This is a genomic window from Pectinatus frisingensis, from assembly GCF_015732285.1.
Lineage (GTDB): Bacteria > Bacillota > Negativicutes > Selenomonadales > Selenomonadaceae > Pectinatus > Pectinatus frisingensis.
In genome coordinates, this window is sequence record NZ_WIQU01000065.1 from 1 (window position 1) to 25502 (window position 25502).

The following is a 25502-nucleotide window of genomic DNA, read 5'->3' on the forward strand; positions in this document are numbered from 1 at the left end:
TATAAATTCTTTATATACTATTGCTATAAAGAGGATTTATTGCATAAATAAAACCCATCACTGCTACGCATTTTCCCACTTTCTTAAAAGCAGACAAGAGAACATACTTTTGCCATAATGATTCAAATGCAACAGCCTTTTTATAATTGCCCACTTACTTTTATATAATCATCATTTTAGTAGTTGTATATCACAAACGTCATGCTACAATTCTTTTATTATTACTTTTTCTAATAAATTTTTTACATTTTTCCGTCTAACAAATCCACTTTCGGATTCCATTGCATTAGCCGCACCACAAGCACATGCCAATCTCATTACAGTTTTTATGTCATGTTTTCTGGCCAATCCCACAGCCAATCCAGCCATAAATGCATCACCGGAACCTACAGCATTAGATAGCACAATTTTAGGAGGAATAACATAATATATTCTTTCATTGTACCTTATTACTGCTCCGTCTTTACCCAGCGAAATAATTGGCATCTCAACTTGATCTGACGACAATGATAGTGCTGAAACAGCATCTTTTACATTTTTAATTTCACAGTGTACAGCATTTTCCATTTCTGCCGCATTGGGTTTTATTATATATGGATTAGCCACAATACTGCTTTGCAGTGCCCTTCCACTGGTGTCCAATAGAAATTTTTTCCCCTTATCATTAGCTAAATATATCAATTTAGCATAAAATGTTTTATCTATATTCATAGGTAAACTGCCTGAAGCTACAATAATTTCTGCTTTTTCTAGAAGAGTACAATACCTTTCCAAAAAAATTTGTTGTTCATCAATGGTTATAAACGGACCTAGTTCCAGTATTTCGGTTTGTTTTCCATCCGGTGTGATTATATTAATACAGCTACGCGTTTCAGCTTTTATAGTGACAAATCTATGCATTATCTTCCGTTCGTCAAGCTTGTCTTTTATAAATTTACCTGTTTCACCACCAAGGAAACCTGTCAAAATACATTTTTCTCCTAATGTTGTGATTACATCAGCTACATGAATACCTTTACCTCCAGCCGTATTATTTACGGTATTAGCTCTTATCACTCCACCATATATCAATTTGTCAGCTGTATAAATTTTGTCCAGGGATGAATTCAAACTTATTACCAAGATCAATATTATTCACCCTTTTTAATATCTGTCATTACTGCCACAGACTTTTATTTTATGCATTACTATTTCCCGCATTGCTTCTTTCCCCGGCGTCATATACTTACGGGGATCATTAGCTGTAGGATTTTTCTTAAAAAAGTTTTTAACGGCATTCGAAAAAGGAATCTTTAAATCTGTTGCAATATTAACCTTACAAATACCCAGTTTTATTGCATTTTTAACCATTTCGTCAGGAACATCCGAAGCACCATGCAGTACTAAAGGTACATCCACTACCTGATGAATCTTTTTCAAACGATCAAAATCCAATTTAGGTTTACCTTTATATAATCCGTGAGCTGTTCCTATAGCCACTGCTAAAGAATCTATATGTGTAGCATCTACAAATCTTACTGCATCATCAGGTTCAGTGTAAACAGCCTCTCCAGAATCTACAATCACGTTATCCTCTATTCCGATAAGTTTGCCCAGTTCAGCTTCCACAACTGTATCATATCTATGGGCATACGCTACTACTTCTCTAGTTTTAGTTATATTTTCCTCAAATGGTAATTTGGATGCATCTATCATACAAGATTTAAACCCAGTATCAATTGCCTTTTTTATTTGTGTCACATCTTCAAAATGATCAAGATGTATTGCAATAGGAACATCCGTTTCTTTAGCCGCCGCTTCAGCCATTGCAACTATATATCGAGCTCCTGCATAACTGACTGTAGATGGAGTTGCTGCAATAATCAAAGGAGATCTCATCTGCGCTGCTGTTTGTGCAACAACTTGCAGTGTTTCCATATTGTGAATATTAAACGCCGGCACCGCATAATATTTTTTCTGCGCTTCAATGAGCATTTGCTTAGTTGATAAAATCATAATTTCCTCCTGTTTAGTCAATCATATGTCATTTTATTTATTATCATTTTATAAATTTATTTATTACTAAGCGCCTTATATTGTTTTTTTGACCATATAACTGTACAAATTACACATAAAAGATAAAATCCACCTATTACTGCAAAACCTGTAACATTCGTCATATTTAGTATTTGCGTTATTATATATGTGACAGGACTCCCCCCCTGGTCCAAAGATGCCACTTTATCAGCTGCATTAGTTAATTGCCCGGCATTCGCAGCCAAAACAGTTTGAAAATTAATCATTTGATTTGATATCCATATTGTCATAAACATAACTATTGAACCCGTAATCAACGTTCTGAATAAATTGCCTTTATGAACACCGACTGCCATTGCTATAAAAAATCCTATAGTCGGCAAATCACCAAATGGAAGTATTTGATTTCCTGGAACAATTGCAGCAATAAGTATTGTTATGGGAATAAATAATAGTGATGCCGTAACAACCACAGGATCACCTAATAATAATGCACAATCAAGCCCAATATAAAATTTCGAATCTTTAAACTTCTTTTGCAATTTTGTTCTCGCCACTTCCGAAACCGGTATCAAACCTCCCATAATGTACTTTACAACTACTGGCATCAGCACTATTACTGCAGCCATTTGTATTCCTAATGATAAAATTTTTTGTACATCATATCCTGCTAAAATACCAATAATGACACCCATTATCCCTCCCATGATTGCTGGATCAAATAACAGTCCAAATCTATTTTTCAAATGTTTGGGATTTATATCAATATCTCTTATAAAAGGTATCTTGTCCAATATTCCGTCAACAAAAACTGAGATAGGCGCAAACCAGCCAGTTGTCCCATGCGGCATAGCAATGCCTTCCAGCCCAAAATATTCTTCAGTGACGGGTGCAAACCAATCCCCAATTTTATATGCAAAGGCTGCATGTACGGCTACCGCTGCAATTCCCAATGTATAACTGCCAGTTGCAATATCAACAATAGCCCCGGTAAAAGCAAAATGCCAAATATTCCAGATATCAATATTTACAACGCGTGTCAACTTTAACAACAACATTATAATATTAACCACAATTGCTACGGGAATCGCCACTAATGCTATTCGACTGGCCCATGTCATCGGTGAAGAACCCGGCCAGCCTATATCTATTAAACTCATACTTATACCAAAATTTTGCGACATTGCTTTTGCTGCCGGAGCCAGATTGTTAAGCATCAACCCAATTACAAGTCCGATACCGACAAAACCTATACCAATAGAAATACCACTTTTTACTGACTTACCAAATGACTGTCCTAAACATAATGCCACGATAAAAATAACAATTGGTAACATAACTGCCGGTCCCAAATTAACAAAATATTGTACTATCTCTAAAACAAAATCCATACTATTTCCCCCTTTAATCTTTAATATATGATAATATTTTTTTCTCTGTTGCTTCTTTATTTATCCCTGTCAAGAACGGCATGCCATTAACGTATGGTACGTCAAAATCAGGTGTTATCTTCATTGTTGTAACAACTAAATCTACTCCATCAAGGCTATTTTCAATCTCAATGATTCGCGTCTGCACAACTTCAGCTGCTATACCCTCTCTTGCACACAATTCTCTAATTGCATCTGCGGCTACTGTAGAAGTAGCCACCGCACCACCACAGGCTACAATAATTTTTTTCATTTTACCCTCTCCTTATATTTCACCTTTAATGTTCAGATTTTTTGACAATAACTGTAAAAAATCATTTTTATCTTTACTATCTTGTAATAATTCCACCAATTCTCTATTTCGAAATATAGAAAAAAGTTTTTTCAATATCCCAAGATGTTTATTATTACCACATAATGACAACATAAAAATCATACTGACATCTATTTTTTTCTCCGGATCCTCCATACAATAAAATCCAACAGGTTTTTTTAACCTGGTAACTGCAATCCCATCTTTCAAGACATCATCTGATGGTGTAGCATGTGGTATAGCTATCCCCATCGTGTCCAAAATCAGTCCTGTAGGAAAAATTTTTTCCCGTAAAATAACATTATTTACATACGAAGGTTTTATATAGCTATTTTCTACAAGCATCTGTCCTAATTTCTTTATGGCATCTTCACTGCTTTCGGCTTCAATGTCAAGGCAAATGATATTCACACTCAGAAGATCATCTCTTTCCATACTCAGACCATTCCCTTTTAAGTTATTAATCAAATTTCTTTTGGATTTTCTTTATAAAACCAGTATAATCACGTTCGTTTATCATCTCTTTTACGCCATTTTCTTTAACAAGATATTCAAAAAGTTTTAAAAATATCGGTTCCCATAAATAAAATTCAGGCTTAGCAATACTTATTAAAAACACAACTTGCACATTTTGTTCCACCCAAACAATGGGTTTATCCAATATTAATACGGCAATTGATGACGTATCCGTGTCATTTACCATAGGATGCGGAATTGCTACTAAATTTCCGATTTCTGTTGGTGATGCCTCTTCTCGCTCAAATACAGATTTACAGGTCTTACTATTAATTAACCCTTTTTCTTTTAATTGTGCAGTCAAATATTTTAACACTTCATCTTTTCCAACAAAATGACCGTTTGTATTATAACAATCTCTCCTGAAAAACTTATCAATATTATGAGCTTTTATAATATCTGCTGTACCAAAAAATTTTTGTTGTATATTCCCTATTTCTTTATCACTTAGTAAATTTTTCACGGATATAATTTTCGTTTTTTGTGAAATAGTCAAATTTTTTAAATAAGTCAATGAAATTGTACTAAAGACCATGTCTACAGTATCAAAATCATCTAACCGCAATTTATAACCTGGTACGGTCTTAACAACATCAATGAGGCCTTTAAAATAATCTTCTAATCTTGCTTTAAGCAGTACTGCTGTTCCTATTCCTCCACCACAAACGATAAGTGCCGATTTTTTAACTCGATTATTTCTTAGATCCATTCTTGTCAATGCCGCTCCAAAATGTATTGCAATATAGCCTATTTCATTTTCACTGACTGTTATTTTTTCATTTTCTTCAATAACTTTACTGGCGATAATAGCTATTTGAAAAGCCAAGGGATATTCGTTTTTAATAACATCCAATATTTCATTTCTGATATTCATATTAAATCTCATGCGCGGAATAACTGATTCCAAATGTATTTTAAGCCATTTCATTAGGTTATCATCCTGCAAAAAATTAATTCCCGCCACAGTGTTTACTCTGTTCAACATTGCATATACCAATTTTTCAATAAACTTTCCCGACTGTCCTTCAGTATCGTTATACTTCTGACTTGCTATAAGATGCTGAGTCAAATAATATAATTCATTAGCTGTAATATCTATTTTTAGTTTCCTGTATATTTCTTTAAAAATAGATTTTGCTATGATGAATTCCTTGCATTTCTCTATTTTTGAGCTTTCTTGCAATGTAAAAAAAACATTATGTTGAAATAATGAACGTTTCATCGTAATTAATACATGAATAAGTAAATTTTCCAATGAATTATCAGTTAGTGTCATCTCATAGGAAGTCGTTACTTTTATGAGTATGTTTTTAACAGTTTTTACATCTATACCAACAAATAAATTTTGATAAAAATTACCTTTTTTACCCGATTCATTTTCCAAATTTAAATTTCTAAAGATATATTCCGATATGCAATAACGCAGCTGGTTTTCCTTACCGGCTACTTGTATTCCTTTATTCTTATAAGTTATTATTTCCAGATTGTATTTTTTAAATTTTTTTATTGCATCTTTTAAATTTATTTTTAAGGTAGATATTCCTACATAAAGTTCATCTGCCAATTCCTGCTGAGTTATTATTCTATTGTTCAGTGCATTTTCCAACAATCTGCGCATAATATACTCAACTCGACTCCCTGTGTCTAATATGTTTTTTCTCTCTGCTGCAAACAACTCCCAAAACAAAACCTTATTGACTATTTCTAAGTTATATCCCACACGATTAGATATTGTTATTTTTGCCACATCTTTTTTTAAAAAAGGTTCTATTTTTTTTATATCCATACGAATCGTTTTAGATGAAACACCTATCAATTTAGCTAACTCATCACTGGTCACACTAGATTCATATTTTGCTAACAATTGTAAAATTTTTTGTTGTCTTTGTGTAAACATCATAAATCCTCCGACTTCCAGTTGATGATTATATAACATTTAGCCGCATAATATATGCTGATCAATTATACAATTAGTTTTAAAATTAAATATTATTTATTTATAAGATACATTACTTTAAGTGTTTTTTGATTTTTGTCCAACATTGTTTCAAAAGCTTTGTGACCTGCTTTAAGGGAAAACTTATGAGTAATTATATCATCAACAACTATTTTCCCTGACTCTAAATATTCAATAGCAGCCAACCATTCTTTCCCTGGAAATGGTGAAGAATAGCTCATCCATGACCCTGTTATCTTTAACTCACCTCGCAGTATTAATTCAAAAACCTTTGCCGGAATCAGTACATCTTTCTGTGCTGTTCCAACATAAACTACACTGCCATTTTTTTTAACTAAACTTAATATCTGCGCTTGTAATATATTGACACCCGCTGTTTCAAAAACATAGTCGGCCTTTCCCTGTTCGCAAAAATATTTTACTACATCCACTTGTGAAGAATTAATGACTTTATAAGCACCCATTTTTTGAGCTAAATTTAATTTATTTTCATCAATATCAATTACATATACTTTCTCAATCCCTTTAATTTTCAAACATTGCAAAACAAACATTCCTATTGTTCCACATCCATATACGACTGCAGTGCTTCCACTATGCAACAATCCAGCTCTTTCAATCCCATGAATAGCAACAGTTAAAGGTTCAATACAAGCTGCCTTAGCAAAATCCATGTTTTCTGGAATCTTAAGAATGTTTTCTGCCGGTACAGATACATATTCTGCCATAGCACCATTTTCTCTTGAGCCAATAAAGGAATAGTCATTACACATTGCCGGATGTCCGTTTAAACAATTTTCACATTTATTACAAGGTATTAACGGCGCAGCTGTGACATGATCTCCCAATGAAATATTTTTGACAAGACTTCCTGTTCCAACTACTATGCCAGAAAATTCATGTCCTATTATTATCGGTAAAAAATGTACCCCGCCATTTTCAACCCGATCTATATCTGAACCACAAATCCCACAAGCTTTTACTTTTACTAAAACTTCATTATCTCCTATCTTAGGAATAATCACATCTTTATAAACAAGCTTTTTAGATTCTGTCAAAACCAATGCTTTCATTTTTTTAGGAATTGCTTCTTGTCCCAAAATATATTTCTCTCCTTTACTAAAACTTTTGTAATTACAGTTTTACTATACCAAAAATATCCACATCAACATAGTTCGTATATTTCTTTGCAGTTAGGAAAATTTTTACTTAACAGTTCTAAAATTACCGTAAGATTATTCCATTATAATTTCTAACAATTCGTATTCACTTTTTAATATTATTAAATATATTTCTATTTTTAAATTAAACATATTCATAAAAAATGGCTGCCGCATATAAACATTTTCATTCATAAATATGCAATATTTCCTTATCCATACTTAAAATAATAAGGAACCACATAGCAATAGCGGTTTGCATGTTTATGAGGCCAATGCCATTCATGTGACAGCCTCTTTTATGATCTTTATGCTTTTTATCAAATTACTAACAAGATATATATTATATATTATTTAAATAACTTAAAATAATTTGTTTATTATTGCAATTAATTATTTTCTCTCGAAATTTTAAATCCATAAGTTTCGCTGATAATTTCGCTAGTATTTTTAAATGTAAATTATCAGCATTATTAGGTACAGCTATCATAAAAATAATCTTACTTAACGAACCATCTACACTCTCAAAATCAAACCCCGTACGGCAAATCCCCACAGCAACATGTGCTGTATTTACAGCATCTGTTTTTGCATGAGGAATTGCAATCCCAAATCCAATTCCTGTGGTCGCACTTTCTTCACGTTCTAAAATAGCCTTTTTATACTTATATTTATCGTTTAATATACTATTTTCAAATAAAATATCTATCATTTCATCAATGGCAGACATTTTATTTTTAGCCACCATATTAAGTTTAATTGTTTCACTACTAAATAAACTCATTTCATGCTCCTATTCAGTTTTTTTTGTTATTCCATATATTAATGCCCCTATTACGGAACCGATAAGGATACATGCTACCCATGTGAAAGGTTTATTTACTAATGCTAATATTAAAAAACCTCCATGCGGTGCAGGAACTTGAACTTTCATTATATATGTTAAAACTGCCGATATAGAAGAAGCAATCATCAAAATAGGAATAACCGTAAAGGGGGATCTTGCTGCGAATGGAATCGCACCTTCTGTAATATGTGTGCAGCCAAGTATATAATTTACCAAACCAGCAGCCTTTTCATTTTTAGTGAATTTTTTTGGGAAAATACTAACAGCAATGGCTATTACTAATGGAGGAGTAATACATGCAGCAGAAACTCCTGCCATAAAATAAAAATTCCCTTGTCCTAATAATAAAGTACCCGTGACATATGCTGCCTTATTAACCGGTCCCCCCATATCAAACGCACTCATGCATCCAATTACAATGCCAAGAAGTATTGGATTGGAGTTTTGTAGGTTTGAAAGGAAATCCATCATGTACTTATTCACCAATGAAACCGGACCACCAAGCAAAGTCATTATTATTCCAATAACAGCAACTGTAACCAAAGGAATAAGAAAAATAGATTTAAATCCCTCAAGTTCCCGTGGCAGGCCAGAGAGCATTTTCACCATCCACTTTGCAAAATACCCTGCGGGGCTATGAATAAAAGTCTGTAAATAAGGTCTTCACCGTGTACATGAGCCGTGTCACAAAGCTCTTTAATTGGTTGGATGGTGCCAATTTCATTATTGGCAAACATTATTGATACAAGTCTTGTTTGATTAGTTACTATCTGTGAAAATAAAACAATTTTAGTTGTCGGCAGTGGTAATGCCGCTTNTATAAATTCTTTATATACTATTATCAAAAACAAATGGACTGTCACACAGAAAAAGTGCACACAGTCCATTTGTTTATATTCCGCTATTTAATAACAATATACTTGCAATGATTATGATTAACTCATTAGACTTCCACCAGTAAGATTTATTGCTTGTCCCGTGATATATGATGATTTTTCTCCCGCCAGATAAAATGCCAAATCAGCGACTTCTTGATATTCACAAACCCGTCCCATAGGAATAGTCCCACAAAAATAAGGCATAACCTCTTCTGGTTTCAACTTCCGTTTTTGGGCATAATCACCTATTTGTCTATCCCACATAGGTGTCTTAACAACACCTGGGCAAATAGCATTTACTCTAATGTTTTGCTTGGCAAACTCCACCGCCACTGATTGTGTTAAACCAATAACACCTGCCTTACTTGCACAATATGCCTGATATCTTGCACCACCTTTTTTGCCCGATTGCGACGAAAAATTAATAATACTACCTCCCCCATTTTTAAGCATTTTGGACACAGCACATTGACATCCTAAATACATTCCCTTTAAATTTACCGCCAGTGTCTTATCCCATATCTCTTCGGTACACTCCAAAAAAGGAATAATAATTGAAATTCCCGCGCAATTTATCCAAACATCGATTTTACCAAATTTATTAATAATTGTATTTCCTGCACCAAATACATCATTTTTAGATGTTATATCTATTTTTTGTTTTAAACATATCCTTCCCATTTTATTTATTTCATCATAACTGTTATTGAGCCCTTCTTCGTTTATGTCTAGTAATGATACATTAGCCCCTTTTTGTGAAAATGCTTTTGCTATAAAAGCTCCTATACCACTACCAGCACCTGTTATTACCACTGATTTATTTTTTATTGGCATATATATTCCATCATCCTTTAGGAAATAAATTTTATTTCAATTCACGAAAAATTTACTACTACTCTGAATTTATCCGCTTTAGCTGCTGATTCAAATGCTTTCTCTATCTTTTCTATCGGATATATTTCACTTATGAATGGTTTTAAATCAATTACATGTTCTGATACCATTTGCGCTGCCCGCATAAAATCGCGATCATTGGAATTAGCTGTTCCCAATATTTGTATTGATTTTCCATGCACCCAATTAGGATCGAACAAAACCGGTTCTGCTGGATGAATAGAACTGTACAAGACAATCTTTCCCGCATTGCTGACACATCCAAAAGTATCCTGCACCACTGTAGGAATAGGTGTTGTGTCAAAAACCACCTGTGCTTTTATTCCTCCCGTGATATCTTTTACCGCTTCACTCAAATCGATTTTTGCCGGATTAACTGTACATATTGCACCCAATTTCTTAGCCAATTCTAATCTTGCTTCATTCACATCTGAAACTATTACCGCGGCTCCTCGTTTTTGACACAATATCGTGTGAATCAATCCCATAATTCCGCAACCAATGATCAATACAAAATCACCCATTTGCACATTTGCTGTTTCTACACTATGAATTACGCATGACAGCGGTTCTATGATACAAGCCTCATTTGGAGTTACATTTTTATATTTAAATATACAATCAGGTGATACCAATAAATACTCACTTAATCCGCCCATTCCTTTATATGGTAATCCTTCCAAATGAGCACTATGGTCAAAATGCTCACAACTTTGCGAATTCCCCGTTTTACAATAATAACAATTACGACACTGCAATGTAGCACCTACAACTACTTTATCACCAACACCCCACTCAATTTTATTGACATTTTCACCAAGTGCCGCAATTTCACCAGCGATTTCATGCCCCCCAATAAAAGGAAATTCAACCTTATTTACCCCTGTATAAACTCTTTGCTCCCATGTACATATTGCACAGGAATTGACCTTAACTAAAACTTTATTACCACTTACATGCGGAGTTTCGCATTCTTGTAACTCCACTTTTCTAATTCCCGTAAATACCGCTGTTTTCATTACCATCTTACTCCTTTAACCAACAATTCCCGTTACACCCAATATAATTCCTATTATAACTAATATTCCCATAACTGTAGTTGATTTTAACTGTTTATCCTTTAACAGATATAATGTCAGCAAAGTAATTCCCAAAGGAATCATGCCTTTAAATAATTTATCCAATATATCTGTTTGCAAAGACAATTGAGCTTGCCCCAAAGGTATATTCATCGTTGACTGTGCTTTTACATAACTAGCGGTCAATGATCCCAACACAGTCGCCCCCATTATAGAAGCTGCTGCTATAAGTTGTTTCATTTTCCCTCCGCTTAAAATTGCCTGTACACCTTCTTTACCAGTTTTATAACCACGCATGTACATAATATAGGCAATCGTAAGCATTATTATAGCTTCTGTCACTCCAAATACTGCTGCACCAAGCATATTTCCTGCTGAAGCAATACCTATACCAACTGCAAGTAATATTGGTTGTAATGTTCCCTGCCACAAAGTATCACCAATTCCAGCAAATGGTCCCATCAGTCCTGTCTTCACACTATTGATAGCGTCATCTGGAATATCAGCTCCGTTAGCTCTAGCTTCTTCCATAGATAAAACCATGCCGTTTATTATACCGCCAAAATGTGGTTCTGTATTATAAAATTGCATATGACGTTGCATAAAAGCTTTCTGGGCTTTTTCATCACCAGGATACAATTTCTTAGGCAAATGTGACATAGAAAACAAAACACCACTTGCCTGCAAACGTTCATAGTTATAATTGGCATGAGAAAAAAACGTCCATTTCCAAAAAGCACTGAGAACATCCTTTTTACTAAGACTGACTTTATTTTCCATATTAATATTTTCTCCCTTATTATTAAAAGTCATCATCAGCTGCAGATACTGTGGCAGCATTTGCTGTTAATCCTGTGTATAAATAAGCAACTATCCCAGCAATAATGGCAACAGGCATAGTTGTAAGTCCTAAATATACTGTAACCACAAATCCTAAAATAAACCATAAAAGAATACCTGGTTTACTTATAGCCCGTAAATTCATCGCAATACCAATAGCAGGAAGAATTCCACCTATTACTTCAAGTACTTTGAGAGGTGTTCCATCTAGTGTTGCAATAATATTCGACACTACACCAGCACCATAATAACAACCAAGTGCAACAGGAATTACCCCTATTATAAAAGCTATTATCTGTGGAGGTACGACGTGCAAAAAACAAGCTTTTTTCATATCTCCATTCAGTGCGCATTTATCAATCATATGAACAAAAAATACATCTACAGTCATATGCACCACCCAAATTATCGTGCCCAATAAACCTAATGGAACAGCTATAGTTATTGCAACAGCAGGACTTACTCCTGCTGCCAATGCCAATGCAGTTCCTAAAGTTCCGGCCAACCCAGGATCAGTTGGTGGAGCACCACCTGCTGAAATATAAGCAATAAATGGTAAATTTATTGCTGCACCAATTATTGCTCCTGCCAATGGATCACCTAAAATTATTCCAACAATAAGCCCTGAAACAAGTGGTTTTTGTATAATAGTGCTTCCCATGCACGTCAACCAAGGTGTCCCATTAATACCCAAATAATAAACTATACCAATCAAAAATGCCTGTAATACAGAAATTTCCATATTAACTTCTCTCCTTTTAATAAAAATTTGAAATTTACAAATATTTTGCGACATTAATTTTTTTATCTTCAGCAATAATCTGTATTTCTAATTTGCAGCCACTATCCAGTATTTTTTTAAATATCTCACGCTCCTCATCTGATGCTGATATATTTTTATAAAATTGATGCCTATTTATATTAGCTCCCATACCACCTATATTTATACAATCAAATTTAATTCCTTTTTCAATCAACTTCGATACTGTCTTTGGAAATTTAACCAGAATAATAACGTTATCCCCATCCTTGAATCCTTTTATTAATCGTTCAGCCGCCCTATCAACTGAAAAAACACCCAATCCAATATTCCCTGGCACTGCATTTTTTAAAATATTTTTCATAAATGGATCTGCTGCCACTTCATCATCAATTACCATTATTTTGGTTGCTTGGGTAAAATTGAGCCACGATGTCATAACTTGTCCATGAATAAGTCGATCATCTATTCTGATCAATACCACATTTTTCACTATAAACTCCCCCTAAAAATCATTTTTAATATCTTCCTGCATATCAGAAAATACATTATTTAATGAAATCAATGCATCTTTCCCAACTAAAAGACAATCTTTAAAAAGTTCCTCCAGCCTTATATCTGATTTTCTCGATAATACAGCATGACATACCATAGGCATATTAACACCGGCAATAGCTTTAAAATTATTATCTTTCAACAGTTTCAAAATTACATTAGATGGTGAACCTCCTAAGATATCCACAAACACTAAAACACCCTTATCACAATTAAGATTATTTATCGTTTCCAAAATCTTATCAGTAAATTTCTCCATGCTGTCTCCGTAATAAAGCCCTACCGTTTGAAATTGTTCTTGCTTGCCGGCAATCAATTCAACAGCACTTTTTAATCCGTCGGCAAAACCACCATGCGTTACCAATAAAATACCAATCAATTATATGACCTCCCTTTCAAATTATTTACAATTTTATCACATTTATATTATTTATATATTTTTCCACATTAGAAAAATCTCCTAAAGCATTACTTTCAGCAACATTAGCACCTGTCGCCGCAGATTTCTTCAATGCCAGTTCGACTTCACCCCCCTGCAAAAATTCACTCAAGAATGCTGCCAAAGCCGAATCACCCGCACAGGCAGAACTGAGTAATTTTATTTTTTGTGCTGTTGAATAATATATTTGGCTTCCATCTGTAAAATAGGCTCCTTTGTCTCCCATCGTAAGCAAAATATTCTGCGCCCCTTGGGCAATAAGATTCTGCAATGCGACAATGATTTTTTTATTCGTGTCAAGTTCATAACCAAAGATTTCCTTGACTTCATCATCATTCGGTTTTATTAGAAAAGGTCTGTATTTCAGCAAATCTTTCATCTTAGGAGAGCTTATATCTAATATCAGTCTTATTTCTTTTTCTCGACATATTTGAGCTATTTGTTCATAATATACATCTTTTATCCCAGGTGGCAGGCTGCCGCTTATCAACAGGTATTCACAATCACAAAGATTTTTTATCTCATTTAACATCTCCATCTGCTTCGTCGGTTTAATAAACGGCCCTTTATTGACAAATTTATACTCATCAGTTCCGTCATTTAAAAAAACATTTATTCTTGTAATATCATCAATCCATACCGGATTTACTGCAATACCGATATTTTCTAATGCATCCACAATATATCTGCCGCTGAATCCACCGAAAAATCCCATGACAATTGATTTATAATTAAAATGTTTTAATACAATCGATACATTCACCCCTTTGCCATTTGGAGTATATACTGGGTTCCATGTTCTATTTACATAATTCTTCTTAATATTTTCTCCTGTCATGTTGAAGTCAATAGCAGGGTTCATCGTCAAGGTATAAATCATTCATCATTCTCCTTAAATCAATATCTACCTGCACTTTTACAAACATTAATTTTATGTTCTACCACTTTTTCCATTGCCTTTTTCCCCGGAGTCATGTATTTGCGTGGATCATTTGCTTCCGGATTATTGATAAAATATTCTTTTACCGCCTGTGAAAAAGGTATTTTCAAATCAGTTGCTATATTTACTTTGCATATTCCCAGCCCAATAGCTTTTTCCACTAATTCATCAGGTACATCTGATGCTCCATGTAATACCAAGGGAATGGCAATCTTACTCTTAATAGCTTTAAGCCGGATAAAATCAAGTTTAGGTTTTCCCTTATATAATCCATGAGCCGTACCTATCGCTACAGCCAGTGAATCTACTTTAGTGGCTTTTACAAATTCAACTGCGTTATCCGGATCGGTATAAACAGCATTTTTTTCATCTACCACCACATCATCTTCGATTCCTACAAGTTTACCTAATTCTGCTTCAACAGTAGTATCATAACGATGTGCATATTTTACTACTTCTTTAGTTTTAATTATATTTTCCTCAAATGGTAATTTTGAAGCATCTATCATACAAGATCTAACCCCCGCATCAATTGATTGCTTTATTTTTCCTATATCTTCAAAATGATCCAAATGAACAGCAACAGGTATGGTTGTTTCCGCAGCAGCTACTTGAGCCATTGCTACCAAATACGCAGCACCTGCATATTCTACAGTTGATGGTGTAGCAGCAATAATCAACGGTGACTTCATTCTAGCCGCCACGTTTACAACAACCTGCAATGTTTCCATATTATGAATGTTAAAGGCAGGAACAGCATAATTTTTTTCCTGTGCATCAATGAGCATCTGTTTTGTTGATAATATCACTATTACCACTCCTCTTCATTTCATCTTATGGTGTCATTATAAAATAATTAATTATGAAAATCTTTTCGCAATTTGAAAAACGAAAAAAACGTTATATTAATTACAGCATAAGTAATTAATATAACGCCTATAACACTTTTCTTTTTTTATACTTTATCATTATTTTTTTCTACTAAATAATCAATTATTATACGTGAAATCATCGACAATGGAATACGCGAGGTAACATCAAATTCTTTAATGGCAATTTTCTTATGATAATATCCCAGCAGGTAATGTGATGCATATTTTAGCAGTGGACTACTGGAGGCACAAGTTATAACCACCAGATTTACCTTGTTCAAATAACAATTTTCTGCCACTTTTATAAGTTCCCGGGTTTCTCCCTTTAACGAAAATAATATAACCAGCTGATTATTGGAACGTTGGCTTAATTTAACCATAATCGTAGGATCCTCTGTAGCCAAAACATTATATCCCAGCAATTGCAGCCGCAAAGCAAATTCACGCACTACCTGTTCTGTAGGTCCTCTGCCAAAAACATAAATTTGTTTATCAACAGCTCCTGTTATTTCATTTACCACATCCAATACGTCTTTTAATGATATCCTTTGTAAAACTTCATTTGCCTCTACTAATGTTTTTTTCATTATTTCATTTATACTTATTAAATCTTTGTTGTCTTTTGGCAAATTCAGTTTATATCGCAATTCGTTGAATCCATTTATACCACATTTTCTGATAGCCCTGGAAACAGTTGCCGGTGAAGTAAAAGTCTCAAATGCAATGTCCACAATCGACATATTGGACAATTCTTTTTCATTGTCATTTATGTATTGAATAATAGAGACTTCAGTTTTTGACAGTGTTTCCATTATATGCCTGTCAATATTTATCAACATATAAAGCTCTCCCATATTTATTTAATTAATTTTACTATATTATAAATGGTTAACTTATTCAATGCATATTTTCCTTTGATATAAACCTCGCTGCTATTTTCTGATTTTTCTATCCTAAAATTTATCAACTGTATATCCTCATTATGTTGTTTTTTGATTTTTTATTGCTTATTATGTTATAATATACAATATATTCACAATATTTAGAGGAGGAAGGAAATGAAAAATTTGAGAAAACTGTGTTCTTTTATCATTGCACTTACAATGACAATTGGTATCACAGTTTACACACAAGCAGCATCCAGAGAAGAACTGTCTAGTATTCATGTCTCCCAAGCAGGTGATTTCAAATATTGGACGGATAATTCCCCTGCCAAGCAGATACTAGTCAATTATATCAAAGACATTACCAACAAGAAAAGTCCTGATTTCGTCCCTGTGCAAGATCGTATCGCAGTTTTTGACCTGGACGGTACATTAATTTGTGAAACGACCCCATCTTATTTTGAATGGATGATGTATCTGCATCGTGTTCTGGATGATCCCACATATACACCACCAGCAGATGTTCGTACTGAAGCTCTCGCAGTTAAAAACGCTATCAAAGACGGTCATATGCCGCCGGAAATGGAACGGGATGAAGCTATTTCTCAAGCGAAAGCGTTTTCCAATATGACTTTCCCTGAATATACCAAATACGTCCGTGATTTTATGCAGACTCCTGCAGAAGGAATGATTAATCTTAAACGCGGTGAATCATTCTATATGCCAATGGTTGAAGTAGTCTCCTACTTACAATCAAACGACTTTACTGTCTATATCGTATCTGGTACTGACAGACCTGCTTTGCGTGTACTTGTTGACGGAGTTTTAAAAATTACTCCCAACAACATCATCGGTACCGATACCGCTATCCTAGCTTCTCATCAAAATGGCAAAGACGGTCTCGATTATGTCTATTCTAAGGATGATCAATTAGTTCGCGGTGATTTCATACTTAAAAATGTTAAAATGAACAAGGTTTCTAATATTGCCAGAGAAATAGGCAAACAGCCAATATTAGCCTTCGGCAACAGCAGCGGTGATTTTAGTATGTACCAGTACACTATCACAAATAACAAATACAAGAGCGCTGCTTTTACTTTACTTTGTGATGATACCAGCCGCGAATTTGGCAATCAACAGAAAGCTGATGCTATGGCTAAAAGTGCTAAGGATAATGGCTGGACAGTAATTTCAATGAAGAATGATTTTAAAACTATTTATGGCCCGGGTGTAAAAAAGGCTGTCATAACAAATAAATAATTTCTTACTGACTGCGATTTAACGAAAACTATTAATAAAAATCGACCTTCTATAATTATTTAGAAAGTCGATTTTTATTTTAGTCATTATTTATACTTTTCTTCTGCCTTGCGTACATTTTTAACTTGTTTTCCACTTGTGATAATTGTCCATTCATCTTGACAATTTTTTCAAGAATTTTTTGTTTATGTTCCCGCAGTAAACATTCCCGTTTATCAATTGTTGTTTCCCCAGCCATACTCCATTCAATAAAATGCCGAATATCTTTTATCGGCATCCCTGTATCCTTTAGACAGCAAATCATCCCCAGATAAAGTAATCCATCTTCATCGAAAATTCTTTGTCCATTTTTATCACGTTTTAAAAAACTAAGTAATTTTTCTTTATCATAATAGCGGATTGTATATATTGATAATCCCGTACGTCTTGCTGCTTCGCCTATTTTAAAATACATACTTTTTCACTTGACCTCCAGTCAACTCCAGGTAGTAGTATTGAATCAGGAAGTTTATAATATTTCCAAAATAATTATTACACCAACAGGAGATGATGTAAATGGCTAAGTTTCTCTCATTCAAAAACAAAGTCGTTGTAATAACAGGTGGTATCAAAAATTTAGGCGGGCTTTCGGCCCAGGCATTTATCAAACAAGGTGCCAAAGTTGTAATCCATTATCATAGTATTACTGATCAGCCCCTGGCTGATCAGCTTTTGGCTAAAACACAGTCACTGAACGGAAAAGCAGTCCTTTACCAAGCAGATTTAAAAAGTGCTGACGATCTTAAAAATTTATTTGATTTTGCTGAAAAAACTTATGGGAAAATTGATATTGCCATAAATACCATTGGCAAAGTACTGCGAAAACCAATTGCTGATACAACAGAAAAAGAATTTGACCAAATGGATAATGTAAATAACAAAATAGCTTATTTTTTCATCAAAGAAGCCGAAAAACATATGAATGATAATGGGAAAATCATCAGTATAACCACCTCGTTATTAGCTGCTTATACAGATGGATACTCCACTTACGCCGGCAATAAAGCTCCACTCGAACATTATACCCGAGCCGCTTCGAAAGAATTTCTGGCACGTGGAATATCCGTAAACACCATAGCCCCTGGGCCAATGGATACGCCATTCTTCTATGGTCAGGAAACTCCTGAACGAGTTGCTTTTCATAAATCGCAGGCACTAGGAAACAATCTGACTAAAGTCGAAGACATTGTTCCAATTATATTATTTTTAACTGGTGATGGCTGGTGGATAAATGGCCAGACTATATTTGCCAATGGTGGTTATACTACCCGCTGATTGACTCAGATTATGCAAAAGGGGTATCGCATGGACTTGTCTGTCATAAAGATGCAGTTCACTGCCGTGATGCGGTTTTCTGTCCTTTTTAAGGGCAGACAAGGGAAGTGAGTTATTGCATATTTATGAATGGGCTCAGTTACATACGACGCCCCTTTTGGTTTAAGCATCTGCAAAATCACTAGCAGAAAAAGAAAATGGCAGCAGTTCCTCCAAAGTTACTATCTTAATATTCCCTTTTAAATTTGCCATGATTATCTGCCCAATATTAAACTCAGCTATCACCTGACGACATGCACCGCATGGTGCTACCGGCCCATCTGCATCAGCAATCACCGCCAACGCTGTGAATTCTCTTTCGCCTGCCGAAACAGCCTTAAATATTGCCGTCCGTTCCGCACAATTAGTAATGCCATATGATGCATTTTCAATATTACAGCCACTATAAATCTTTCCGCTTTTAGCCAGCACCGCTGCGCCGACTTTAAATTTAGAATACGGACTATAAGAAAATTCCCGCGCCTTTTTTGCAGCCTCAATTAAATCATCCGTCTGCATATATATCCCTTCCTATTTACAATTTTTCAACCTTATCCTTTTCAATACGTGCAAATATCAATGGTATTGCCGGTGGTTTTTCATTACCTATTTGTATTGCTTCCTCATACATATTTTCTGCTTGTTCCAATGTATTTTTTTGAGATGTGTAAAGTGTCGCCAGACTTTCTTCTTTCCGCACGTATTGTCCATATTTCTTTTTGATTATTATACCTGCTGAAAAGTCAATAGGAGCATCCTTAATTTCACGTCCAGCTCCCAGTACAACTGAAGCTACGCCACATTTTTCAGCATCCATTTTGGTAATATATCCTGTTTTATCAGCCAACACTTCTTTACTATACGGCGCCTTGGCAAACTTATCCGTATTTTTCAGCACACTGGTATCACCGCCTTGGGCCGCGACCATTTCAATAAATTTTTCCAATGCGCTGCCATCAGCAATAGATTTTTCTGCCATTATCCGGCATTCAGCCAAACTGCCTTTATCCACAAGATAAAGCATATTGGCTGCCAACTGTAAACATATTTCAGTCAAATCTTCCGGACCATTACCACGCAGTGTATCAATCACTTCTATTATTTCTAATGAATTACCAACTGCATGTCCTAATGGAACATCCATATCAGTGATAACAGCCGCCATCTTCCGTCCGGCATGTTCACCAATTGCAACCATCTTTTGTGCCAGTTCAATAGAATCGTCCAAAGTTTTCATGAAAGCACCGCTGCCTGTTTTTACATCAAGCAATATACAATCACTGCCTGCAGCCAATTTTTTGCTCATAATCGATGATGCAATCAACGGAATGCTATCCACAGTTGCTGTCACGTCACGTAGTGCATATATTTTCTTATCAGCCGGAGCCAGATTACCCGTTTGTCCAATTACTGCTGCACCGATTTTGTTGACAACAGCAAAAAATTCCTTTTGAGTAAGTGCCGTCCTCATACCGGGAATTGCTTCCATTTTATCTATTGTCCCACCAGTATGTCCCAAGCCGCGGCCGGACATTTTAGCGACTTTACCTCCACAGGCAGCAACAATCGGTACAATTACCAAAGTAGTTTTATCACCTACACCACCTGTACTGTGTTTATCTACCTTCTTTCCTTGTATCGCTGATAGATCTATCGTATCTCCTGATTTTGCCATCACTTGTGTCAAAACCGATAACTCATGATCATTCATGCCCTCGAACCAGATAGCCATCAACATTGCTGCCATCTGATAATCAGCAATTTCTCCGCCAACAAATTTATTGATCATATATTCAATTTCCGCATCAGTTAAAACATTGCCATGCTTTTTCTTGGTAATAATATCAAATATTCGCATAATTACTCACCTCATAAAGATAAATTATCTATCCCATATTTTATCAGTCAGACTTTTACCCTGTGTCATAAGTTCAACGTCAAAAAAATCTGTCACTGTCGCTGCAATATCAGCAAATGTTGGCCGTGTCCCCAAATTAATTCCTGCTTTTATCGGTCTGCCATAAATGAGCAGCGGTACATATTCTCTCGTGTGATCAGTTCCAGGAGCCTTAGGATCACAGCCATGATCAGCTGTTATCATCAAAACATCGTCACTATGCATCTTATCTATAAAACTGCCCAATTGTCTATCAAACACTGTTGCCGCCCTGGCATAGCCGTCAACATCGCGCCGATGTCCATATTTCATATCAAAATCCACTAAATTAACAAAACAAAGTCCCTGAAAATCATCATCCAGCAATGCTATCGTCTTATTCATGCCATCCTCATTACCCTCAATGGGGATATGACGACCTACACCCCGGGCGGCGAATATGTCAGATATCTTCCCCACACAGACAGTCGCCAGATTATTTTTCTGCAGGACATCCAGCATAGTATCAGCCGGCGGAAGCAAAGAAAAATCATGACGGTGCGGTGTTCGTTCATAATTGGGGAACCTGCCGACAAAAGGTCTGGCTATAATGCGTCCGACACAATGATCTCCCTGCATTATCTTCCTTGCGATTCGGCAATATTCATACAATTTTTCCAAGGGCACTATCGATTCATGAGCCGCAATCTGCAATACACTATCAGCTGATGTATAGACGATTAAAGAACCAGTCTGCTCATGTTCTTTCCCATAATCATGAATTACCTGCGTTCCTGAATAAGGCTTATTACACAGAATTTTCCTGCCAAAAGCATTTTCTAATTCATCTATAACTTCATTTGGAAATCCATTGGGATACGTTGGCAATGGCTCCGATGAAACTATTCCGGCGATTTCCCAATGTCCAATAGTTGTATCCTTGCCCATTGATCTTTCTCTCAATCGGGCAAATGAACCACTCGGACTTTCTTCTTTATCCATATAATCGATACCATCGATATTAAATAAACCTATTTTTTTCATATTTGGTGTTGCGTAATATGAAGATGTCGTAATAGAGTGCAGCGTATTACAATCATCACTGTCACCAAACTGTGCGGCATCAGGTTCTGCTCCTATACCGCAGCTGTCCAAAACAATCAAAAATACACGTTTTACCTTCATCATTTACTGCCTCCTACACAAAATACTGCCATCATTGATTATTGAAAATCAGAAAATAAATCAACAAGAAATAAGAAACCTAATGCGTATACCAAAGGATGAACCTGCCTTGCCTTACCTGCAAAAGCCTTCATCAGCGGATACATAATAAAGCCGAAGGCCATACCTGTAGAAATACTGCCGGAAAAAGTAATCATCATCACTAACAAAAGCACCGGAAACCATTCAGTAAAATCATTAAACTTCACATACTGCAGCTGACACATCATCATCGTGCCGGTTATTATAATAACCGGTGCTATAGCACTTGGTGGTATGTAACCTAAAAACGGTGTAAAAAACAATGCTGCAATAAATAGCATCCCTGCTGTAACCGCCATCTTGCCGTTACGTCCTCCACTGGCAATTCCTGCTGCACTTTCAGCTGCCACCACCGTAGGACAGCTGCCCAACATGCTTGAAAATACAACTGCTATCGACGATACTGAAAAAGCCCTGCCAAAATTTTTTTTATCTGGCAATATCCCTTCTAATATTCCAATTGTGTCGAAAATCAATATCATTGTCATTGAAAAAACAGCCAACCAAAAACGAAGACTAAAAATATTTGTAAAATCCATCTGCCATACAATATCCTTATATGACCATAAATCGTTTAAACTGACTGATATTGGTGCAGCAGCTCCAATTCCCATAACAGTACCAACAATGCTGACTACTGCAATGGCAATGAAAAAATTACCTCTTACCTTACGCAAATATAATATTATGCTCAATACCAATCCTAAAAGCGTCAGTATTGCTGCCGGATTTTGCAGTGATGCCAATTGAATAATCGAATTTTTTCCGGTTTCTATTAATTCACCTTTTTCCAGTCCTATCTCAACTAAAAACATCCCTATACCAGCGGTAATAGCGTGTTTTAATGACTGTGGTACAGCTTCAGCAATAATTTCAGCCAAAGGTGTGCAGGCTATAATGGTAAAAATCACTCCGGAAGTCAATGATATTCCCAAAGCCGCCCGCCAGCTGAATCCCATATTCAATACTACTGTATAAGAAAAAAACGCATTGACTCCCATACCTGGTGCTAATACAATCGGTGCATTCGCCCATGTTCCTGCCATTAAACAACCTATGATGGAAACAAAGATAGTGGCAAATACACCAAGCTGTATCGGGACACCTGCATCAGCCATAATGAGCGGATTCACCATAATAATATACGATATAGCAAAAAACGCTGTAGTTCCCGCTATAATTTCTGTCTTTAAATCTGTTCTATTTTTATTTCCAATAGTTGTCAACACATATCTTCCTTTTATTTTTGCACCGTTTCCAAAGCAATTTTTATCATATCATTGAAGGATCTTTCTCGTTCTTCAGCAGTGGTTTCTTCCCCCGTAATCAAATGATTACTGACTGTCAGAACAGCTAATGCCTGCACATGATATTTTGCTGCCAGCATATACAAGGCTGCTGCTTCCATCTCCACAGCCAATATCCCATAAGATGTCAATTTGGGAATATCTATCTCGTCATTATAAAATCTATCTTCAGAAAGAACATTACCGACTTTTACTGACATTTTATTATTTTCAGCCACTTCGTAGGCTTTATATAAAAGTGAAAAATCGGCTAATGGCGCGTAATTTATTCCTGCGCCAAATGTATTTAACACTATTCCTGAATCAGTGGTAGTTCCTTGGGCAATTACTACATCACGTACCCGTATAGAATTGTTTACCGCACCGCAAGTACCCACACGAATAAGTTTTTTTACACCATAATCATTAATAAGCTCATTTGTATATATTGAAATTGAGGGCATTCCCATGCCTGTCCCCTGTACTGAAACCGGCGTCCCTTTATACAGCCCCGTATAACCAAATGCATTGCGTATTTTATTGTAGCACTTTACATCATCTAAAAATGTTTCGGCAATATACTTAGCCCGCAATGGATCTCCTGGTAATAAAACTCTTTCGGCAATTTCATTACTTTTAGCTTCAATATGTGTACTCATGATAAGTCCCCTTTTTCTAAATAAATTGTTTTATTAATTTATATTTGTTAAAATATAGTTATCTTTTAAGTGAAGTGATTTCATGCAACAGTTGTATAAGCTTATAGATGCTATCCCCGAATCTATACAACGTAAGCTGATTAAAAAAAATATCTCCGCTGGTGAAACAATCCTCTATAAAGGTGAGGATGTCCAACATGTTTACATCCTTATCAAAGGAATGGTCAGTGTCAGCAACGAATTCAAAAATGGCCAACGATATACTTTTGCCCAATTTGGAGCTCCCAGTTTTATTGGTGAAGTAGAAAGCCTGGCTGGGCAGCCCATTTATGCTGCAACAGTGCAGGCTGTTACCCCTTGCACCACTTTATCCATGTCCACTTCCACTTTTTGGCATTGGCTGGAAAGTGATACTTCTTTTTCACTGTTGATGGCACAGCTGGTTGCCACGAAAATGTATCCCACCTCTAATAATAATGGTACTATTAAATTCATGTCAGGTAAACAAAAACTTTTGCATTATCTTATTGACCAATACTTACCATATGATAAAAACTATTTTACACTGACTAAAAACCACCAGCAAATTGCAGATGAAATAGGCGTAAGCATAAAAACAGTCAGCCGTTGTATCCAATTATTGAAATCAAAAGGTTATATACAGATAATTCATGGCAAAATATCTATTACACCTGCTCAGATTATAATTTTACATAAGTTAGTGCGATTATAACTATTACCAAATATATTACATAAAAATCACATAAAAAAGGTCATGTGTCTCTTTTAAAAATAATTATAATAAAAATAGACTTTTGTCTTGATGGCAAAAGTCTATTTTTATTATATTTATTATATTTTATTTATAAACCGACTGACCGGTTTATAAATAATCCAGACCAATATGGAATTAATCCCGGCCTTAAGCAAGTTAAATGGGATTATTATCGGCAACAGCATTTCAATTACTTGTTTTATTGATGCCCCAAGAAAAAAGGGTGTAATAAGCAAATTGAACGCTACCATCACAATGGTCATTGTTATTGTACCGCAGATCAAAGCAACTTTAGCAGCACGTTTAGTCCTGGTATGATTATACAAAAGTCCTGCCATCACGACAAAACTTCCTGTTGCTGCAAAATGCATTAAAATGCCAATAGGTCCGCCATCCGTACTAATCAATATTCCCTGCAGCAATGCAGTAAAAGCTGTTAATATAATTCCTGCCGACGTTCCAAACAAAAAAGTACCTATCAAAATAGGAATATCTGCCGGATCGTACTTCAAATAAGGGGCAGCCGGTATGAGTGGAAAATTAACAGCAGCTACTAATACTAAAGATATGGCAATCAGCATTGACATACTCGTCAAGACTTTTATTCTTATTTTATTTTCCATAGATTATCCCCAGTTCATCATCTT

General features: G+C 35.3%; 29 protein-coding genes. 3 read left to right on the forward strand and 26 right to left on the reverse strand.

The genetic code is table 11. The features are described from left to right. Window positions 1–204 precede the first annotated feature (204 nt). The 19 genes from I6751_RS11705 to I6751_RS11795 all read right to left on the reverse strand — a co-directional run bounded on the left by I6751_RS11705 (window position 205) and on the right by I6751_RS11795 (window position 16335). Entirely contained in the window at window positions 205–1128 is a 924-nt protein-coding gene (locus I6751_RS11705) for a 1-phosphofructokinase family hexose kinase (RefSeq protein WP_196590964.1), read from the reverse strand. 15 nt (window positions 1129–1143) lie between these two features. After that, a complete protein-coding gene (locus I6751_RS11710; protein WP_231037864.1) occupies window positions 1144–1995 on the reverse strand; it encodes a tagatose bisphosphate family class II aldolase in 852 nt (283 codons plus the stop codon). A gap of 56 nt (window positions 1996–2051) precedes the next feature. After that, window positions 2052–3407, reverse strand: coding sequence for a PTS galactitol transporter subunit IIC (locus tag I6751_RS11715; protein WP_196590963.1), 1356 nt, complete (start codon window positions 3405–3407; stop codon window positions 2052–2054). A 13-nt stretch (window positions 3408–3420) separates the two neighbouring features. Continuing rightward, window positions 3421–3699, reverse strand: coding sequence for a PTS galactitol transporter subunit IIB (gene gatB, locus I6751_RS11720; protein ID WP_196590962.1), 279 nt, complete (start codon window positions 3697–3699; stop codon window positions 3421–3423). Window positions 3700–3711: 12 nt separating this feature from the next. After that, window positions 3712–4194: a PTS sugar transporter subunit IIA gene (locus I6751_RS11725; RefSeq protein ID WP_196590961.1), complete on the reverse strand. Its 483-nt coding sequence runs from the start codon at window positions 4192–4194 to the stop codon at window positions 3712–3714. A 25-nt stretch (window positions 4195–4219) separates the two neighbouring features. Then, window positions 4220–6211: a BglG family transcription antiterminator gene (locus tag I6751_RS11730; protein ID WP_196599104.1), complete on the reverse strand. Its 1992-nt coding sequence runs from the start codon at window positions 6209–6211 to the stop codon at window positions 4220–4222. A 53-nt stretch (window positions 6212–6264) separates the two neighbouring features. Beyond that, complete coding sequence (locus I6751_RS11735) at window positions 6265–7332, reverse strand: galactitol-1-phosphate 5-dehydrogenase (RefSeq protein WP_231037863.1); 1068 nt, start codon at window positions 7330–7332, stop codon at window positions 6265–6267. 403 nt (window positions 7333–7735) lie between these two features. Beyond that, window positions 7736–8176, reverse strand: coding sequence for a PTS sugar transporter subunit IIA (locus I6751_RS11740; protein WP_196590959.1), 441 nt, complete (start codon window positions 8174–8176; stop codon window positions 7736–7738). Between the two features lie 9 nt (window positions 8177–8185). Further along, window positions 8186–8839 carry a PTS fructose transporter subunit IIC gene (locus I6751_RS11745; protein WP_231037862.1) on the reverse strand — a complete coding sequence of 218 codons (654 nt, stop codon included), beginning with the start codon at window positions 8837–8839 and terminating at the stop codon, window positions 8186–8188. Window positions 8840–8841: 2 nt separating this feature from the next. Continuing rightward, the gene (locus I6751_RS11750; protein ID WP_462139356.1) at window positions 8842–9126 is read right to left on the reverse strand and encodes an aminotransferase class V-fold PLP-dependent enzyme; all 285 of its coding nucleotides are present in this window, start codon (window positions 9124–9126) and stop codon (window positions 8842–8844) included. Window positions 9127–9174: 48 nt separating this feature from the next. After that, complete coding sequence (locus I6751_RS11755; RefSeq protein WP_182187482.1) at window positions 9175–9951, reverse strand: SDR family NAD(P)-dependent oxidoreductase; 777 nt, start codon at window positions 9949–9951, stop codon at window positions 9175–9177. A 41-nt stretch (window positions 9952–9992) separates the two neighbouring features. Next, the gene (locus I6751_RS11760) at window positions 9993–11030 is read right to left on the reverse strand and encodes a zinc-dependent alcohol dehydrogenase (protein ID WP_231037861.1); all 1038 of its coding nucleotides are present in this window, start codon (window positions 11028–11030) and stop codon (window positions 9993–9995) included. A gap of 15 nt (window positions 11031–11045) precedes the next feature. Next, window positions 11046–11930, reverse strand: coding sequence for a PTS system mannose/fructose/sorbose family transporter subunit IID (locus I6751_RS11765; RefSeq protein WP_231038039.1), 885 nt, complete (start codon window positions 11928–11930; stop codon window positions 11046–11048). Next, a complete protein-coding gene (locus I6751_RS11770) occupies window positions 11893–12672 on the reverse strand; it encodes a PTS mannose/fructose/sorbose/N-acetylgalactosamine transporter subunit IIC (RefSeq protein ID WP_182187479.1) in 780 nt (259 codons plus the stop codon). Before I6751_RS11770 ends, I6751_RS11765 begins: the two co-directional genes overlap by 38 nt. 34 nt (window positions 12673–12706) lie before the next feature. Continuing rightward, window positions 12707–13183: a PTS sugar transporter subunit IIB gene (locus I6751_RS11775; RefSeq protein WP_182187478.1), complete on the reverse strand. Its 477-nt coding sequence runs from the start codon at window positions 13181–13183 to the stop codon at window positions 12707–12709. A 12-nt stretch (window positions 13184–13195) separates the two neighbouring features. Then, a complete protein-coding gene (locus I6751_RS11780; RefSeq protein ID WP_196590955.1) occupies window positions 13196–13624 on the reverse strand; it encodes a PTS sugar transporter subunit IIA in 429 nt (142 codons plus the stop codon). 25 nt (window positions 13625–13649) lie between these two features. Then, a complete protein-coding gene (gene pfkB, locus I6751_RS11785; protein ID WP_182187476.1) occupies window positions 13650–14564 on the reverse strand; it encodes a 1-phosphofructokinase in 915 nt (304 codons plus the stop codon). 17 nt (window positions 14565–14581) lie between these two features. Continuing rightward, entirely contained in the window at window positions 14582–15433 is an 852-nt protein-coding gene (locus I6751_RS11790; protein ID WP_182187475.1) for a tagatose bisphosphate family class II aldolase, read from the reverse strand. A 146-nt stretch (window positions 15434–15579) separates the two neighbouring features. Further along, window positions 15580–16335: a MurR/RpiR family transcriptional regulator gene (locus tag I6751_RS11795; RefSeq protein ID WP_196590954.1), complete on the reverse strand. Its 756-nt coding sequence runs from the start codon at window positions 16333–16335 to the stop codon at window positions 15580–15582. Between the two features lie 219 nt (window positions 16336–16554). On the opposite strand from I6751_RS11795, the gene I6751_RS11800 reads away from it, so the two are divergent. Continuing rightward, complete coding sequence (locus I6751_RS11800) at window positions 16555–17640, forward strand: haloacid dehalogenase-like hydrolase (RefSeq protein WP_196590953.1); 1086 nt, start codon at window positions 16555–16557, stop codon at window positions 17638–17640. Between the two features lie 79 nt (window positions 17641–17719). Here the strand turns inward: I6751_RS11800 and I6751_RS11805 are convergent, their stop codons facing one another. Then, on the reverse strand, window positions 17720–18094 hold the full coding sequence (locus tag I6751_RS11805; RefSeq protein ID WP_196590952.1) for a MerR family transcriptional regulator: 375 nt from the start codon (window positions 18092–18094) through the stop codon (window positions 17720–17722). A gap of 101 nt (window positions 18095–18195) precedes the next feature. Here I6751_RS11805 and I6751_RS11810 point away from each other — a divergent pair, with 101 nt between their 5' ends. Beyond that, entirely contained in the window at window positions 18196–18954 is a 759-nt protein-coding gene (locus tag I6751_RS11810) for an SDR family oxidoreductase (protein WP_196590951.1), read from the forward strand. 162 nt (window positions 18955–19116) lie between these two features. Here the strand turns inward: I6751_RS11810 and I6751_RS11815 are convergent, their stop codons facing one another. The 5 genes from I6751_RS11815 to deoD are packed head-to-tail and all read right to left on the reverse strand — an operon-like array spanning window position 19117 to window position 24080. After that, complete coding sequence (locus I6751_RS11815) at window positions 19117–19512, reverse strand: cytidine deaminase (RefSeq protein WP_196590950.1); 396 nt, start codon at window positions 19510–19512, stop codon at window positions 19117–19119. A 16-nt stretch (window positions 19513–19528) separates the two neighbouring features. Continuing rightward, the gene (locus I6751_RS11820) at window positions 19529–20851 is read right to left on the reverse strand and encodes a pyrimidine-nucleoside phosphorylase (RefSeq protein WP_182187469.1); all 1323 of its coding nucleotides are present in this window, start codon (window positions 20849–20851) and stop codon (window positions 19529–19531) included. Between the two features lie 24 nt (window positions 20852–20875). Continuing rightward, window positions 20876–22057 carry a phosphopentomutase gene (locus I6751_RS11825; RefSeq protein WP_196590949.1) on the reverse strand — a complete coding sequence of 394 codons (1182 nt, stop codon included), beginning with the start codon at window positions 22055–22057 and terminating at the stop codon, window positions 20876–20878. 35 nt (window positions 22058–22092) lie between these two features. Further along, the gene (locus I6751_RS11830) at window positions 22093–23361 is read right to left on the reverse strand and encodes an NCS2 family permease (protein ID WP_231037860.1); all 1269 of its coding nucleotides are present in this window, start codon (window positions 23359–23361) and stop codon (window positions 22093–22095) included. A 14-nt stretch (window positions 23362–23375) separates the two neighbouring features. Further along, on the reverse strand, window positions 23376–24080 hold the full coding sequence (deoD, locus tag I6751_RS11835) for a purine-nucleoside phosphorylase (protein WP_196590948.1): 705 nt from the start codon (window positions 24078–24080) through the stop codon (window positions 23376–23378). Window positions 24081–24162: 82 nt separating this feature from the next. On the opposite strand from deoD, the gene I6751_RS11840 reads away from it, so the two are divergent. Beyond that, complete coding sequence (locus tag I6751_RS11840; RefSeq protein WP_196590947.1) at window positions 24163–24813, forward strand: Crp/Fnr family transcriptional regulator; 651 nt, start codon at window positions 24163–24165, stop codon at window positions 24811–24813. A 119-nt stretch (window positions 24814–24932) separates the two neighbouring features. On the opposite strand, the gene I6751_RS11845 is transcribed toward I6751_RS11840, so the two are convergent. Then, window positions 24933–25478, reverse strand: coding sequence for an ECF transporter S component (locus I6751_RS11845; protein ID WP_231037859.1), 546 nt, complete (start codon window positions 25476–25478; stop codon window positions 24933–24935). Window positions 25479–25502: the final 24 nt, after the last annotated feature.

What these genes read in the sequence shown, in the direction of transcription:
- I6751_RS11710 (WP_231037864.1), bottom strand. Translation starts at nt 1,995, where the DNA reads ATGATTTTATCAACTAAGCAAATGCTCATTGAAGCGCAGAAAAAATAT.
- I6751_RS11715 (WP_196590963.1), bottom strand. Translation starts at nt 3,407, where the DNA reads ATGGATTTTGTTTTAGAGATAGTACAATATTTTGTTAATTTGGGACCG.
- gatB (WP_196590962.1), bottom strand. Translation starts at nt 3,699, where the DNA reads ATGAAAAAAATTATTGTAGCCTGTGGTGGTGCGGTGGCTACTTCTACA.
- I6751_RS11725 (WP_196590961.1), bottom strand. Translation starts at nt 4,194, where the DNA reads ATGGAAAGAGATGATCTTCTGAGTGTGAATATCATTTGCCTTGACATT.
- I6751_RS11730 (WP_196599104.1), bottom strand. Translation starts at nt 6,211, where the DNA reads ATGTTATATAATCATCAACTGGAAGTCGGAGGATTTATGATGTTTACA.
- I6751_RS11740 (WP_196590959.1), bottom strand. Translation starts at nt 8,176, where the DNA reads ATGAGTTTATTTAGTAGTGAAACAATTAAACTTAATATGGTGGCTAAA.
- I6751_RS11745 (WP_231037862.1), bottom strand. Translation starts at nt 8,839, where the DNA reads ATGCTCTCTGGCCTGCCACGGGAACTTGAGGGATTTAAATCTATTTTT.
- I6751_RS11755 (WP_182187482.1), bottom strand. Translation starts at nt 9,951, where the DNA reads ATGCCAATAAAAAATAAATCAGTGGTAATAACAGGTGCTGGTAGTGGT.
- I6751_RS11760 (WP_231037861.1), bottom strand. Translation starts at nt 11,030, where the DNA reads ATGAAAACAGCGGTATTTACGGGAATTAGAAAAGTGGAGTTACAAGAA.
- I6751_RS11765 (WP_231038039.1), bottom strand. Translation starts at nt 11,930, where the DNA reads ATGCTGCCACAGTATCTGCAGCTGATGATGACTTTTAATAATAAGGGA.
- I6751_RS11770 (WP_182187479.1), bottom strand. Translation starts at nt 12,672, where the DNA reads ATGGAAATTTCTGTATTACAGGCATTTTTGATTGGTATAGTTTATTAT.
- pfkB (WP_182187476.1), bottom strand. Translation starts at nt 14,564, where the DNA reads ATGATTTATACCTTGACGATGAACCCTGCTATTGACTTCAACATGACA.
- I6751_RS11795 (WP_196590954.1), bottom strand. Translation starts at nt 16,335, where the DNA reads ATGTTGATAAATATTGACAGGCATATAATGGAAACACTGTCAAAAACT.
- I6751_RS11800 (WP_196590953.1), top strand. Translation starts at nt 16,555, where the DNA reads ATGAAAAATTTGAGAAAACTGTGTTCTTTTATCATTGCACTTACAATG.
- I6751_RS11805 (WP_196590952.1), bottom strand. Translation starts at nt 18,094, where the DNA reads ATGTATTTTAAAATAGGCGAAGCAGCAAGACGTACGGGATTATCAATA.
- I6751_RS11810 (WP_196590951.1), top strand. Translation starts at nt 18,196, where the DNA reads ATGGCTAAGTTTCTCTCATTCAAAAACAAAGTCGTTGTAATAACAGGT.
- I6751_RS11815 (WP_196590950.1), bottom strand. Translation starts at nt 19,512, where the DNA reads ATGCAGACGGATGATTTAATTGAGGCTGCAAAAAAGGCGCGGGAATTT.
- I6751_RS11820 (WP_182187469.1), bottom strand. Translation starts at nt 20,851, where the DNA reads ATGCGAATATTTGATATTATTACCAAGAAAAAGCATGGCAATGTTTTA.
- I6751_RS11825 (WP_196590949.1), bottom strand. Translation starts at nt 22,057, where the DNA reads ATGATGAAGGTAAAACGTGTATTTTTGATTGTTTTGGACAGCTGCGGT.
- deoD (WP_196590948.1), bottom strand. Translation starts at nt 24,080, where the DNA reads ATGAGTACACATATTGAAGCTAAAAGTAATGAAATTGCCGAAAGAGTT.
- I6751_RS11840 (WP_196590947.1), top strand. Translation starts at nt 24,163, where the DNA reads ATGCAACAGTTGTATAAGCTTATAGATGCTATCCCCGAATCTATACAA.
- I6751_RS11845 (WP_231037859.1), bottom strand. Translation starts at nt 25,478, where the DNA reads ATGGAAAATAAAATAAGAATAAAAGTCTTGACGAGTATGTCAATGCTG.